At 54.0% G+C, this 14469-nt stretch carries 10 protein-coding genes; 8 read left to right on the forward strand and 2 right to left on the reverse strand.

Features of this window, described 5'->3' with window-relative positions:
* The first annotated feature begins 91 nt into the window (after window positions 1-91).
* Complete coding sequence (locus EGT74_RS23830; RefSeq protein ID WP_123849127.1) at window positions 92-1747, forward strand: glycoside hydrolase; 1656 nt, start codon at window positions 92-94, stop codon at window positions 1745-1747.
* Between the two features lie 106 nt (window positions 1748-1853).
* Here EGT74_RS23830 and EGT74_RS23835 read toward each other — a convergent pair whose 3' ends face one another.
* On the reverse strand, window positions 1854-2087 hold the full coding sequence (locus EGT74_RS23835; RefSeq protein ID WP_123849128.1) for a hypothetical protein: 234 nt from the start codon (window positions 2085-2087) through the stop codon (window positions 1854-1856).
* Between the two features lie 218 nt (window positions 2088-2305).
* On the opposite strand from EGT74_RS23835, the gene EGT74_RS23840 reads away from it, so the two are divergent.
* The 6 genes from EGT74_RS23840 to EGT74_RS23865 all read left to right on the forward strand — a co-directional run bounded on the left by EGT74_RS23840 (window position 2306) and on the right by EGT74_RS23865 (window position 10188).
* On the forward strand, window positions 2306-4675 hold the full coding sequence (locus EGT74_RS23840; RefSeq protein ID WP_123849129.1) for a TonB-dependent receptor: 2370 nt from the start codon (window positions 2306-2308) through the stop codon (window positions 4673-4675).
* Window positions 4676-4696: 21 nt separating this feature from the next.
* Window positions 4697-5884: an NHL repeat-containing protein gene (locus EGT74_RS23845; protein ID WP_123849130.1), complete on the forward strand. Its 1188-nt coding sequence runs from the start codon at window positions 4697-4699 to the stop codon at window positions 5882-5884.
* A 233-nt stretch (window positions 5885-6117) separates the two neighbouring features.
* Window positions 6118-7011: an aldo/keto reductase gene (locus EGT74_RS23850; RefSeq protein WP_123849131.1), complete on the forward strand. Its 894-nt coding sequence runs from the start codon at window positions 6118-6120 to the stop codon at window positions 7009-7011.
* Window positions 7008-8180, forward strand: coding sequence for an enolase C-terminal domain-like protein (locus EGT74_RS23855; RefSeq protein ID WP_123849132.1), 1173 nt, complete (start codon window positions 7008-7010; stop codon window positions 8178-8180). The genes EGT74_RS23850 and EGT74_RS23855 overlap by 4 nt, the downstream gene beginning before the upstream one ends.
* An 18-nt stretch (window positions 8181-8198) precedes the next feature.
* The gene (locus EGT74_RS23860) at window positions 8199-9761 is read left to right on the forward strand and encodes a sodium:solute symporter family transporter (RefSeq protein WP_123849133.1); all 1563 of its coding nucleotides are present in this window, start codon (window positions 8199-8201) and stop codon (window positions 9759-9761) included.
* Window positions 9762-9792: 31 nt separating this feature from the next.
* Entirely contained in the window at window positions 9793-10188 is a 396-nt protein-coding gene (locus tag EGT74_RS23865) for an L-rhamnose mutarotase (protein ID WP_158618282.1), read from the forward strand.
* Window positions 10189-10193: 5 nt separating this feature from the next.
* On the opposite strand, the gene EGT74_RS23870 is transcribed toward EGT74_RS23865, so the two are convergent.
* On the reverse strand, window positions 10194-11066 hold the full coding sequence (locus EGT74_RS23870) for an AraC family transcriptional regulator (RefSeq protein ID WP_123849135.1): 873 nt from the start codon (window positions 11064-11066) through the stop codon (window positions 10194-10196).
* 274 nt (window positions 11067-11340) lie between these two features.
* Here EGT74_RS23870 and EGT74_RS23875 point away from each other — a divergent pair, with 274 nt between their 5' ends.
* Window positions 11341-14463, forward strand: a complete 3123-nt coding sequence (locus EGT74_RS23875; protein ID WP_123849136.1) for a SusC/RagA family TonB-linked outer membrane protein — start codon at window positions 11341-11343, stop codon at window positions 14461-14463.
* The last annotated feature ends 6 nt before the right edge of the window (window positions 14464-14469 follow it).

Below are 14469 nucleotides of genomic sequence, written 5' to 3' on the forward strand. Positions count from 1 at the left end.
ACAGGGCCATGTTCGACGGCGGCAGCGTTTTGAAACTGCCTCGGGGTTGTTGGCCCGCTTCCGGCATAATTGCAGTATATTAAACCAAAGAATGATCAAGATGAACATGACGACGCTTACGATGATAGTCCTCATGGCCTGCGTGAAAAACAGTGGGCCGGCGCGTACGGAAAATCCCTGTATCGTGAACGGCAGAGATACCTGTGCCGTCAGCAAGGCGTTGACCGCCACCATCGACCTGGCTGCCGAAAAACAGACCATGCACAGCTTCGGCGCATCCGATTGCTGGGGTATCAAGTTCATCGGCAAAAACTGGCCGGAGCGCAAACGCAACCAGATCGCGGACCTGCTGTTCAGCAAAGAGATGGATGAAAAAGGCAACCCGAAAGGGATCGGTCTTTCCATGTGGCGCATCAACATTGGCGCCGGCAGTGCGGAGCAGGGAGAACAGAGTAACATCAGTTCGCCCTGGCGCCGGGAAGAATCTTTCCAGTTGCCCGATGGTAGCTACGACTGGTCGAAGCAGGCCGGCAACCAGTGGTTCGCCCGCGCCGCCAAAGCCCGGAACGTGGAGAATTTCCTTTTGTTTTCCATCAGTGCGCCCGTGCATATGACGAAGAACGGATACGCGTTTGCACCGGGCGGCGTTGAGAAAGGGAAGCTGAACCTGCAAGCCGGGAAAATGAACGCATTTGCGGAATTCCTGGCGGATGTGACGAAACACTATGTAGACGCGGGCATACCGGTGCAATACATCAGTCCCCTGAACGAACCGCAATGGGACTGGATGGCGAAAGAGAACGGCAAAGCCAGCCAGGAAGGCACGCCTGCCACTAACCAGGAAGCCTTCGAGCTCATCCGGGCCCTCGACGCCGGCATCACCCAAAGAGGATTGTCCACAAAGATTGCTATGGGCGAAGCCGGTGCGCTGAACTATGTGTATGGCACGGTGAATTCCGCACCCGAGCGAAGCGATGTGTTCAATTATCTCTGGAACCCCTCGAGTGCAGGGTACATCGGCTCATTCCGTTCCGTGGCGCCGGTACAGAGCAGTCATAGCTACTTTGCGCAGCCCGATATCCCCACGCTGCTCAATCATCGCCAACAGCTGGCCGCACGCATGGCCGCGGTGAATCCGAAAGTGGACTACTGGCAATCCGAATATTGCATTCTCGGCAAAGAGGACGGCATCCAGGGTGGTGGAAGAGACCTGGGCATCAATACGGCCCTGTACGTGGCGCGCCTCATTCATACGGATATCGTGGTGGGCAGGGCCACATCCTGGCAATGGTGGCTCGGCGTAAGCCCGTCCGATTATAAAGACGGACTTGTGTATGTGGCCAATGTGAACGGTACCATGGGCGAGTTATCGGCCACGCAGCAGGACGGTTTGATATACGCATCGAAATTGCTCTGGGCGCTGGGGAATTTTTCGCGGTTCGTTCGTCCCGGCATGATCAGAATAGATGCTTCCCTGGAAAACAATACCGACCCGAAGACCGCTGCCGCCAACCTGATGATTTCCGCTTACAAGAATCCTGTCAGCAAAGAAGTAGTCGTGGTGCTGATCAATATGACAACGAAAGATGAACAAGTTAGTCTCGATGGGGTAAAATTCGCTACGCGACAGATCGCAGCGTACACCACGTCCGATACCAAAGAATTGCAGTATAGCAGCCAGCAGGCGGGTGCGCCGGTGATGATCGGGGCGAGGTCGGTGGTGACGCTGGTAGGGAAGTACCGCTAGGTGCGCAAACTTATTTTGAATAATCTGACGGGCGTTCTATATTTGCAACATCGTTGCAATGAAAATGGCGCCCGTCAGCACATATCGTTCCTGGTTAGCCGCGCTGTTATTGGCGCTGTACGGGTTTATAGTCCTGCCGGTGCAGGTATGGCATCATCATGCCGGCACCAGTTGTCATACTGAAAAATCCTCTTCGCAGCTGCCGGCGTATGCGGGTGAAAGCGGGACGTTCTCCGGTTCCTGCAAAATTTGTGACCATCAGTATTCTTTCTATTACAATGATCAGCAGGTTTCCTTTGTATTCGTACGCAGGGCGCTGGCTGTCGTTTTTTCGTTTCATCGCCCAGGGCCGGTAACCGCTTCTTATTTCCATTCCTCCAACAAAGGCCCGCCGGCGGTGGATTAATTTCTTCTCTTATATCCGCGGCAGCTGCTGCGGGAACCGATATATTTTATCAGGCATGAACGCGTGTGAAGGCTGTGCCCCTGCGGGCGTACTGTTCCTATACCGGTACGTGGCATTCATGTAACTATCCAACTTTTACAACTTGAAACAGAATGACGAAAAGGCTGCTTTTTGTGCTGCTGTGCTGCGTCGTTTCCCATTGCGCATTCGCCCAGGGGAACGTTATCCGTGGCAGGGTGCTCGATCAACAACGCTTTACCCCGCTCGGGCAGGTAACGGTGCACATCCGCGAATCGGGCGTTTCCACGCAAACAGGGGCGAACGGCGTATTTGAATTCAAAAAAATAAATACCGGTACATACACTTTGCAGTTTTCTTTTGTGGGTTACCGGCCTGTCGAGCGAACCGTGCGGGTGGATAAAACCGGCCTTTCGGTAGAGGTCGCGATGGAGGCGGTCAGCACCGAGCTCTCCGGCGTAACGGTGACGGGCCTGAGCGAGGAACAGGCCGCTGCGCGTAAGGTCCGCAACAATGTGATGCCGGTTACCATCCTGTCTGGCCGGCAGATCGAGAACCGTGCCAGCAACCTCAACGAACTGCTTGCCCGGCAAACGGGAGTACAAATCCGCAGAACCGGCGGGTTGGGCAGCGAGGCCAGAATTTCCGTACGGGGCCTGGAAGGCAGAAGGGTACAGATCTTCATCGACGGCAACCCTCTTAATACCCCGGACGGCAGCCTCGGCATCAACGACCTGCCACTCCAGATCATCGAACGCATCGAGATCTACAAAGGAACGATTCCCGCCTGGCTGGGAGGAGACGGGCTGGGCAGTGCGGTGAACGTGGTCATCAAACACCGTGATGTCAGTTACATCGACGCAACGGCATCGTACCAGTCGTACAACACCCTTAACACCGGCCTCATCCTTAAAAAAACATTCGACAAAGCGGGCATCGAAGCCGGGGCGGGCATCTTCACCAACAGCAGCGACAACGATTATACGATGGAATCTCCTTTTCAGCCGGGGCTGAAGATCCGCCGGGATCATGACCGCTTCCGTTCCATCCTGGCCGGCGCTTCCATTCGCTTTCACAAACTGTGGTTCGATGAGGTGGAACTGGAAGGCGCTTATGTGGACGTCGACAAAGAATTACAGGGCGTGCAGCGGAATATCCGGCACATCGAAAGCCATGGTAAAACAGGCGTGGCGATTCTGTCGGCCAAAAAGAAGGGCCTGCTGGATAACAGACTGTCGTTTAAGTACAATGCCGCGTTGGCGAACATCAACGTGAGGTTTGTCGATACTTCGTCGTACAGCTACGACTGGGAAGGTATTCGTTCTCCGAGCATTTACGGGAAAGGGGAGATGGGCATCGGTCCCAACCTGACGACTACCGTGCAGAAGGAGTTCCGGCAGCTGGCCAATGTCAATTTCGAGCTCAACGAGGTGTTTACGCTGAACCTGAACAATACGCTCCGAAAAGGCGATTTTGAGCCGGAAGATGATGTGGCCAATGCGTTTGCCGGGAAAAACCTGTTCAATCATCCCGGTAAATTATTCAATACCATCACGGGCCTGACCCTGGAAAGCCGGTTGTTGCAGGAGCGACTATTGCTCTCGGCCGCGGTGAAACATTATTACAGCGAGGTACAGGGTTATAACACCAATATCTACCTGCATGCGCCGCCGGACCGGGTGCGCAATATCACCAACACCGCAGGTTATAACGCCGGCATGCGATACAGTTTTACGCCGGAGTGGATGGTGAAAGCGAGTTATGAAAGAGCGGTGCGCCTGCCGCTGAATGCGGAACTTTTCGGTGACGGTGCGCTGATCACGCCTGCCATTTCACTGCAGCCGGAAAGAGCGAACAATTACACGGCAGGTGTCATTTTCGACAAAACCAACGGGGCCGGCAACCGCCTGCAGCTCGACGCCAATGCATTCTACATGCGGGTGAACGATATGATACAGCTGGCCGGCACCGGCGGCTTGACGACGGGTTACGTGAATTACGCGAATGTGGACATATTGGGGGTGGATGCGGAAGCGAAACTGGATGTGACGAAACACGTATACGTCAGCGCTAACGTCACCTGGCAGCGGCTCCGGGACATTTCGCAATATCTGCCCGGTACCGATAAAGTGGATAATCCCACGTACCTGCTGCAAATCCCCAACGTGCCGGAGCTGTTCGGTAACTGGAATGTGGAATTTCATAAAACCGGCCTTCTCGCCAGGGGCGCGAAAACGCGGCTTATTTACGAAGGGAGCTTTACGAACGAATACAGTTACGGTTTTAACATCAGCCGGTACGACCAGTTTTTTATCCCTGCCTATGTGGCGCATAACCTCGTGATAGAGCAGTCGTTTCACGACGAACGATATACCATCACAGGAGAAGTGCACAACATCACCAACGAAAATATCCTCAACAACTGGAACATGCCGCTTCCCGGCAGAACGTTCCGCATCAAACTGCGGTACCTGCTGATCGGTAAAGCCGGTCACGGGCATTAAAAACCTAAACATTACACCGACATGAAATATTTTTTGATTCCGATAGTTGCCATCTGCCTGCTCTGCGCCTGCACAAAACGAAGGGCGGACGCCGGCGGCCGTACAGCCGGGTACGACCATATCGCCATGGTCACCAACATCAACACGGGCACCACACCGGTAGCATACCTGGGTACCCGCAGCGATTTTTCCAAAGGCACTTACAACAACGCCAATGCCCGGCAGGTGGTGAGTTATGCGCTGGCGCAGGTGTACGGCAACGATGTTTATCTTATCGAAGCGCGCAGCGGCGACAAGGTGAAAAAGTATACCCGCAATATGGACGGTACGCTGCAGGAAGCAGGTAGTCTGGTCATGCCGGCCGCATCGTTCCCTTATTGCATCGCGTTCGAAAGCGCCGTAAAAGCATACGTGTCTTTAGGCAACACCGGGAAGATCGCCGTGATCAATCCCGCTACCATGACGCAAACCGGCCTGATCGACCTCACCCCTTACGCACTGGGAGATGCAAGCCCCGACCCGGGCGTGATGGTATACAAAAACGGCAGACTGTACGTAGCCTGCCTGCAAACCTCAGACGGTTATACCAGCATGCATCCGGCACAGGTGCTGGTAATCGATGTGGCTGGTAACTACGGCATTACCAGCATCACCGACAACAGGGCCACTTATGCCGGCAACGCTTCGTCTTCAGGTTCGATGTTCTTTACGGAGAACGGCGATCTGTATGTGTTGTGCATGAGCTCATGGGGATTCGTACCGGGGCAGAAATGCGGCTTCCTGCGTATCAAAAACGGAGACACAAAATTCGACCCGGCGTACTTTTTCAACATCAGCGATTATGTGGTGGCCAACATACCGGGTAGCCACCTCGATTATCTTCACCGTGTCGAATATGCCGGCAACGGCATTGTGTATGCCACGGGGAATATCCCGAAGCTGATGAGCAATCCCCCGGATTATGTGAAGGACAAGACCTTCGGCGCATTCCGGGCGGACCTGCAAAACAAGGTGCTGACGAAGCTGGATATCCCTTATTCAAATGGATACGCGGCCTGTGTGTTGCCGTATGAGAACAAGGTGTATTACGGGATGTCGACCAACACCGGGGTGGGCATCTTTTCTTTTGACCCGGCTACGAATACAACGAGCGTGGGACCGGTGGTGAGCGCGCAGGGGGATCCGAGTATCCTGTGTGCATTTGAGTGACTTTTTTAACGTAAAAACAAATATTGCCGGCAGAATTTTCCCGGTGGCGCCGGGGAGGATATTGTTCGCCACCGGGAGCCGGCATGTCTTCGGATTTATGGAAATCCACTCCCGTTGACAAGCCGGGTCAAAAAAACATGTAAATTGGTCAAAAAGCAGCTGGCAGGGCTGCCTGCGAGGGGATTACATTTGAACTGACTGAAAACTGTTTTTTGAACTGCAATATTCCCGGGATGAAATTCGAACGGCTTATATTAGGCACCGCCGGCATCGGCGGCATCTGGGGGGAGGTTTCCCCCGGTGCGTCCGTTCAAACGGTGCTGTTGGCACTGGAACGGGGCGTGAAGGCTATCGACACGGCGCCGGCCTATGCCCATGCGGAAGCATACCTCGGTGAAGCGTTGCGGCAATGGAAAGGGCCCGTTCCCGCAGTCAGCTCCAAAGTGGGCAGGCTGCAGGGTTTTACGGCTTACGATGGCCGGTACGACTACAGCCGGGATGCCATGTTCCGCAGCGTTGCCTCCACCCTTGAAAGAACCGGTCTTACTTCACTGGACATACTTTTTCTTCACGATCCCGCACAGATCCCCGAAGGGGAATTCGGTGCGGCGGTGGCCGTGTTGCAGGAACTGAAGGAAAAAGGTTATGCGCGCGCCACCGGCCTCGGCGGTAACCCGCCGGCATGGGCCTGGCCCTGGCTCCGGGATGGCGGGGTTGATGTGCTGATGGAATACAACCGTCTCAATGCCTGCCATACCGAAGCGATGGATACTTCTTTACCCGCCTGCATAGCGGCGGGGTTGCGTTATTTTGCGGCCAGCCCGCTAAATATGGGGCTTCTCGGTAAATCTTTTGCCGGTTTCTCCGGTGATTACCCGGCGTGGCTGCCGGCAGGTGATCTGAAGGCCGCAAGCCGGCTGCATCAGCTGGCGGAATCGGAAGGGATGCCCCTCCGCGCCATGGCCCACCGTTTTCTGTTATCAATTCCATTAACATTCAATATCGTCATCGGCCCGTCTAACCCGCAGGAGCTGGAAGAAACCCTCGGCGATTTTGCCGCCGGGCCTTTACCGGAAACCCTTTACGAAAAAATTTTGCATTACAGCAAGGAGATATCAACAAGATGAAAGACATCAGCGAACAAATCTTTAATATTGCCCGCGTCCGCATCAATGTGCTGGAGCCCGTGCCCGCCGTAACACCATTTCAGGATGCCACGATGGGGCCCTTCCTGACGTTCGGCCTGGCCGTCATTACCCTGGAAGATGAAAACGGATATGTGGGCGAAGCGCCGGTATTCAGCAGCTACACCAACATCCTGGAATCCTGCTTTCTGCCAATTCTCCTGCATAGTAACGGTGTTCCGTACGGTGAGATGTACAGCAAATTATACTGGTCTATCCGCAACGAGGGATTCCGCGGTGCGGCGGCGGCCATGCTGGGGCAGATAGATTTCGCCCTGCACGACCTGGCGGCGCGCCGCGCCGGCCTGCCGATGCACCGTTACCTGGGCAGCAACCGTGATCATGTAAAAGTATACGGCAGCGGGGGCGGCACGAATTACAGTTATGCGCAACTTGAATCGGAAGCCACTTATTTCCTCGATAAAGGCGTGGATTGTTACAAGATGAAAATCGGGAAAGATTTTGGCGCCCGCCCGCATGAAGATGCCGAAAGAGTGAAGTTCGTGCGCAGCCTGCTCGGCCCTTCCGTTCAGCTGGCGGTAGATGTGAACCAGGTGTGGGATTGTGACCAGGCGCTCCGGTTCCTCGACCTGGTTGCGGATCAAAACATCGAATGGATAGAAGAACCGGTGCATTCGGCGGGAATGGACCAGATAGAACGGTTTTGCGCCGCTTCGCCTGTTAAAGTATCGTTCGGTGAATCCGAACGCACGTCCAAACTGTTCCCTACCTTGCTGCAAATGGGGGTTCGCCACCTGCAGCCGGTTCCAACGCAGATTGGCGGGGTGCGGGAATGGGCGGAGGTCCGTGATCTCGCCAAAGCGCACGGAGCCGATTTTTCTTCGGGCGGGTATTCGCTTTACACCGCCGGCCTGATGGCTACCGCAGAAGAAAACTGCCGCGTGGAATATCTTTACTCCATCATGCACGGGCTCGAACGGTACTTCAGTGTGCAGCCTGTTTGGGCGCACGGTGGATGGGCGCTGCCGGACATCGAGGGGGCGCCCGTGCGGATTGACTGGGAGCACTGGCGCCGCGCCGGCAAAATAATGCGCTCCGTACAATGGGAACCGTCTTCCGTTACCGCCTACCTGCCCAATGTAACATTGTAAACGCCTAAATACCACGTTTTGAATATAACACTGAATGGATCTGATTATGGGGTGCTGCTGCTGTACGTCATTGCGCTGCTGGCTACCGGTTTTTACCTGAACCGCCGGAGTAAATCCGCCGGCCGCGATATTTTCCTCGGCGGGCGCTCCCTCAGTTGGTGGCAGATCGGCTTTTCGCTGTTCAGCGCCAACGCCGGGCCTTCGATGCTGGTGGGTTTCGCCAGTATCGGGTTTACGCAGGGCATGGTAGGCAGCAACTTCGAATGGCTGGCCTGGTTCTTCATCTTCCTGATGTCGATGTTTTTCCTGCCGCATTACATTTCCACGAAAGTGTTCACGATGCCGCAATTCCTGCTCGCCAGGTTCGGCAAACCGTCCTACAACTTCCTCGTGATCTACAGCCTCATTTCCATTCTGGTGGTGTGGCTGGGCAGCGCGTTATACGCCGGCGGCCTTATTATCTCGCAGATATTTCAGATACCGCTCATGCAGGCCGTAACGGTGGTGGCGCTCATCGCTACCAGTTTCACTGCCGTGGGCGGGCTGAAGGCGGTGGTGCGCACGGGTATCTTTCAATCCGCGATCATCATTCTGTCGTCCATCATCCTCGTATACCTGTCGCTGAAAAAAATCGGCGGCCTGCAGGCGCTGGCGGATGCGGTACCCACCGGGCACTGGCAATTGTTCCGCCCGGCTTCCGATCCGGAATATTCGTGGGTGGCGATAGTGCTGGGATATCCTGTGGTGGGTATTTATTACTGGTGTACCGATCAAACGATCGTGCAGAAGGTGCTCGCCGGTAAAAGCATGCAGGAAGGGCAGTATGGCGCGATTTTTATTTCCGTGCTGAAGATCATCATGCCCTTTATTTTCATCTTCCCGGGCATCATGTGTTATGTGCTTTATAAAGATATCGCCCAGCCGGACAATGCCTATATCACGCTGGTAAGCCAGGTGATGCCGCACGGTTTTCTCGGCCTGTGCATCGCCGCACTGATCGCTGCCCTGATCGACACCGTTTCGTCCGGGCTCAATTCCTTCAGCACTGTTTTTACACTCGACGTACTGGCGCGCTTCCGTGATATGGACGATACCGCGAAAAGAAAAACCGGGCAGTGGGTGACCGTGCTGGCGGCGGTGCTGGCCATTGGGGTGGCATACCTGTTCTCTCATTCGGGGAAAGGGTTCTTTGAACTGAGCCAGGGCATGGTGTCCATCCTGGCGCCGCCATTATCCGTTGTGTTTGTAGGCGGTATTTCATGGAAGCGGGTCAACCGCACGGCCGCGGAAGTGGTGTTGTACGGGGGAGGACTGGTTTGCCTCGTGGTGGGCGCCTGCCATGTGCTGAACTTCCCGTCCAAAGCCTTCTGGCCGCATTTCCTGTTGCTGTCGTTTTATCTCTTCGTGGCTATGTCGGCCGTATTGGTGGCGGTAACGCTGCTCACCAAGCCCCCGGCTGTGAACGTGCTGCCATCCATCGCCGAATCATGGCGGGGAGCAGGCAAAAGTCCCGCGAGGGTATGGCTGCTCTGGGGAGCCCTGGCCATCGTGATGTGCGTCATTTATCTTTATTTCGGTTAAAATTGACGATATGCGCAAACCTGTTTTTTTTATGACAGCCCTGTTGGCCGCGGCCGTTTTTTTCTCGTGCGGTCAAAGTGAAAAACTGATAGATAAGGTATTTGTCATGAATATCAAGCCGGGTGACGACCAGTTGAAAGCGTACCTGGATTATCATCGTAACGTATGGCCGGAAGTGGAGAAGGGGTTTACGCTGGCCGGTTATGAAAAGATCCGGTTATTCAGAAGTCATCATACGGTGGTGATGGTCATTGCCGTGCCGGAAGGCGCGGATCTGGCGGCGATGGGAAAAAAGGCGGAGTCGTACGATAAACGCTGCGCTGAATGGAACCGGCTGATGGCGGGTTACCAGGAAGGCGTGGCGGGCACGGCGCCCGGCGAAACGTGGACGGAAGCGGCGCCGTTTTACGAGTTCAGCCGTCCCTGAGGCCATTACTGGCTTTCAGGCGTTTCGTACTGGCGCATGAAGTCGCGTGGCGAAAGTCCCTTTACATCTTTGAAATGTTTGTTGAAATTCGAAAGATTGTTATACCCGCTCATGTAACAGGCCTCCGTTACATTGTGTTTCTTTTCCAGTAATAATTTGGCGGCATGGCCGATGCGCACTTCCTTTACAAAGTCGATCAACGTGCGGTTGGTGCGCGCTTTGAAGAAACGGCAGAACGCCGCCGGTGACAAATGGAGTATATCCGCTACCGCCTTCAGGGAAATCTCATCCCTGAAATTCCTGAAAATAAAATCGAACACTTTATTGATCTTCTGCGCTTCGAGCGAGGAACTGACGGAGTTATAATAAGGCGACGACAATACCTTCCGCTGATCCGCATTCGCCAATGTGTCGAGCAGGCTGAGCATCAGCGCCACCCTTGCCATACCGGTAGAAAACAGCATCTGCTGCATGATCATTTTGGCCGTCTGGATGGTATAACCGGAAAAGGAAATGCCCTTTGCCGCCATTGCGAATAATTCGTTCATTTGCCGCGCTTCCGGTTTTTCGAGCAGCTGCTGCCCGAGGAAGTCCGGGAAAAAGTGAATGACGGTGGCCTGCGGCTGGATCATGGGATCCAATGCCGTGTAATACTGCCAGCAATGCGGCAGGTAACTGCCGAGCAATACCAGCTCTGTTCCTTCAAAATCTTCGATGTGGTCCCCGATAAACCTTTTGCCGCTGCAATTTTCCAATAACGCGATCTCGAAATTGATATGCGATTTCAGTGCGGCGTATTTTTTTATTTCCAGTATTTCTGAACGGATGGTAAATGACTGGTCCGGTGGGAAAGTGAAATTTTCATATATGTATTGCATACACTTGCTATCTCGTTGAAACGACCCTGGTTTGTAACACTGTTGTCCCTGAAGGACCTAAAATTACTCAAATTTAATGAATTGCAAGATATCCCTTGTTACATCATGGTGAATGCGTTGAAAAGGGTCGCCTGCAAAAAAAGCATAGCTAATAGTCAAATTTAGGGTGGTAGAAGGGAAGGTATTGTTGGAATTTTATGTCATTGCCAATCACCTAGGATTTCAATTACAGAGGGGAATTTTTTATCATTTTTCCACCTATACAATTCCAATTATGAGTCAATCAAAATTTATGTGCTGGCTGCTGGGCCTGTTATGCCTGGTATTGTACTCCACGCGTATGTATGCACAAGAGAAGGTCGCCTTGAAAGGGACCGTTACAGATTCTGCAGGCGCCCCGTTGCCGGGCGCGTCCATCAGCCAGATCGGCGGTGAAAAGAGAAATGCCGCGGCAGACGGCGAGGGCAAATTCCAAATGAACGTTTCCCTTGGTGCACGCCTGAAAGTTACCATGACAGGTTTTGAACCGCAAACGGTAACGGTGTCGGGAGCTTCCATCCGCATCGCGCTCAGAAACTCGGCTACCTCGTTGAGAGACGTGGTGGTGACCGGTTACGGCACACAGCGGAAAGACCTCGTGACGGGGTCGGTGGCGTCTATGAAAATGGACGAAGACCGCCGGAATTTTCCAACGACATCCGTAGCCAACCTGCTGGCCGGGCAGATGCCGGGCGTATTCATTTCCACGCCTTCTGGCATCCCTGGTTCGCAGCCTACGATCCGTGTGAGAACGGGGAGTACCTTTCCCGGTACGGCCCAGAATCCGTTGTTTGTAATTGACGGGTTTGTAAGCTCGGCAGACGATTTTAACAACCTCGCGCCGAACGATATCGACAATATTTCCGTATTGAAAGATGCGGCGGCCGCTTCCGTATACGGCGCACGCGCAGCGGGCGGCGTAATTGTGGTGACCACCCGCAGGGGAGCCAGCGGCCAGGCGCGCATCAATTATTCTTATAACAACGGTTTCTCTAAGCGCGGAAAGAATGCGGAGCGTACCAACGCCATCGAAACCGGCGAAATTTATAACCGCCTCAACCCCGGTTCCAGCAGCATGTGGTCTCAATCGGATTTTGACTACTTCCGCAAGATCAACAACGGATGGGGATATGATCAGCTGAAGGAAGTATATAATGATCCGAATATCAACATGCACAACCTCAGCGTCAACGGCGGCAGCGAAAAAGTGAAATATTTCGTGTCCGGTTCCTATGTGAAGGAAGACGCCATCATGAAAAACCTCACCTTCAACCGGTATAACTTCCGCGCGAACCTGACGGCCGACATCACACCCCGCCTGCAGGCTTTTGCGGGGGTGGGATTGTACAACAACCTCACGTATGGTCCTCCCAACACGGCCGTGGCCGGTAACCCGAACGACCTCTACCGCAAACAGCTGCTCTGGCAGCCTGAGCAGCCGGTATGGACGGACGGCGGCAACCCTATCGATTACGGATGGATCGGTAACGTGGGCGCTGAGGCGCGCGGCGATGGCGGTTATATCAAGAGAAATTTTCTTACGCCGAACATTAACCTGCGCCTGCAATACAAGGTGCCGGGCATTGCGGGGCTCTCCGCTTCCGCGCAGTTCTCGAAAAGCTATACCTATAACCGGGCGAAAATCTTCGAGAAACAATATGATATGTGGGTGATGAAGACTACCGGTGTCCGCCAGATCAGCACAAAAGACGGCGACAGGGTAGCGATCAAACGCTCTTCGCAGATCGGAAAGAATTTCCTGCAGGAAAACTATAACTGGATGACGAACTACCAGCTCAACTTCCAGGTGAACTATGATACGACATTCAATGGCGTGCACCACGTCCGTGCGCTGGCGGTGTTTGAAAAATCACAATGGGAAAACGGCGGTATTTCCACCGCGCGTGATAACTTCCCTGTGTACCTTACCGACCAGTGGTGGGCTACCAGCGGCGACAGGCTGGATTCTTATAACGGTGGCAACACCGAACAGGCCAACGGCCGCCGCTCGTGGGTGGGCCAGCTGGGCTACGATTACGACGGCAAATACATCGCTGCCTTCAGCTACCGGTACGACGGTTCGATGCAATTCGCATACGACAAACGCTGGGGTTTCTTCCCTTCCGGCTCTGTGGGCTGGGTGGTATCGAAAGAAAATTTCATGACGGGGGTGAAAGGAATCCAGTTCCTGAAGCTCCGCGGTTCCGTGGGGCTTACCGGTAACGATGCGGTGGGCGGATGGCAGTGGCAGCAGTCTTACCAGAACGGCAGCAACGCCTTTTTCGGCAACGACGGCAGGACCAATGCAGGTATCACGTACGGTCCCATCGTGAACACGGACCTCACCTGGGAAAAAACGCTCAGCTATAATGCGGCTGTGGACGTGAACTTCCTGGAGCATTTCAACGCAACGCTTGAATTGTACAAGGCTAAAACTTACGACATCCTCGGCCAGCGTATCGCTTCCGTGCCGCCCACTTTCAGCCGCACACTGCCCAGCTCCAACTACGGTGAAGTGAATGTGAAGGGGATTGAGTTTTCAATCGGCATGAATCGAAAAGCAGGAGACTTCTCCTATTTCGTGAATGCGAACTTCGGTTACGGTGCGGCGAAATTCGCCATCCGCGACGAAAATATCACCTATCCCTACCAGAAAACCGTGGGGTCCAACCTCAACAGGGTGGTTTCCCGTGTGGCGACCGGCATGCTGCGCACACAGGCGGATGTTGACGCATTCCTGGTTAAAAATCCGGGTTACAAATACTACGGCATAGTACCGCAACCCGGGCAGCTGACTTACAAAGACATCAGCGGCCCCGATAACAAACCTGACGGTATCATCAACGACTGGGACCTGGAGGTGCTGAAACCGAATAATAACCCGGTTGTGACCGGTGTGAACTTCGGTGGTTCCTGGAAAGGTATTTCCATCCAGGCTTCCTTCGGCGGCTACTTCAATCAGTGGAGGATGGTGAACAATCTGGTAGACGGCAACGTGGAATGGAACAGGATGTGGCGGAAATGGTATACAGACGCCTGGACGCCGGAAACGCCCAACGCCTCATTGCCCCGCCGTTATTCCGCTAACGACGGCACCAGAAGGGTGACCAACGACGCAAGCTCATTCTGGATGAAAGACGCCAGCTTCCTGCGCCTGCGTTTCGTGAGTGCGTCTTATTCAGTGCCATCAAGGCTGACCAGCAAGGTGGGTATTGCCGGAATGAGGGTCTACTTTAACGGCTCCAACCTTTTCACGATCAGCAAATTCGGAAAGGAATACTACGACCCGGAAATTGGCGACGGCTTCACTTATCCAACAATGAAAGCTTTCAATTTCGGTGCGTTTATTTCGCTGTAATCACTT

This window comes from Chitinophaga lutea (assembly GCF_003813775.1).
Taxonomy (GTDB): Bacteria; Bacteroidota; Bacteroidia; order Chitinophagales; family Chitinophagaceae; genus Chitinophaga; species Chitinophaga lutea.

What these genes read in the sequence shown, in the direction of transcription:
- EGT74_RS23830 (WP_123849127.1), top strand. Translation starts at nt 92, where the DNA reads ATGATCAAGATGAACATGACGACGCTTACGATGATAGTCCTCATGGCC.
- EGT74_RS23835 (WP_123849128.1), bottom strand. Translation starts at nt 2,087, where the DNA reads ATGAAACGAAAAAACGACAGCCAGCGCCCTGCGTACGAATACAAAGGA.
- EGT74_RS23840 (WP_123849129.1), top strand. Translation starts at nt 2,306, where the DNA reads ATGACGAAAAGGCTGCTTTTTGTGCTGCTGTGCTGCGTCGTTTCCCAT.
- EGT74_RS23845 (WP_123849130.1), top strand. Translation starts at nt 4,697, where the DNA reads ATGAAATATTTTTTGATTCCGATAGTTGCCATCTGCCTGCTCTGCGCC.
- EGT74_RS23850 (WP_123849131.1), top strand. Translation starts at nt 6,118, where the DNA reads ATGAAATTCGAACGGCTTATATTAGGCACCGCCGGCATCGGCGGCATC.
- EGT74_RS23855 (WP_123849132.1), top strand. Translation starts at nt 7,008, where the DNA reads ATGAAAGACATCAGCGAACAAATCTTTAATATTGCCCGCGTCCGCATC.
- EGT74_RS23865 (WP_158618282.1), top strand. Translation starts at nt 9,793, where the DNA reads ATGACAGCCCTGTTGGCCGCGGCCGTTTTTTTCTCGTGCGGTCAAAGT.
- EGT74_RS23870 (WP_123849135.1), bottom strand. Translation starts at nt 11,066, where the DNA reads ATGCAATACATATATGAAAATTTCACTTTCCCACCGGACCAGTCATTT.
- EGT74_RS23875 (WP_123849136.1), top strand. Translation starts at nt 11,341, where the DNA reads ATGAGTCAATCAAAATTTATGTGCTGGCTGCTGGGCCTGTTATGCCTG.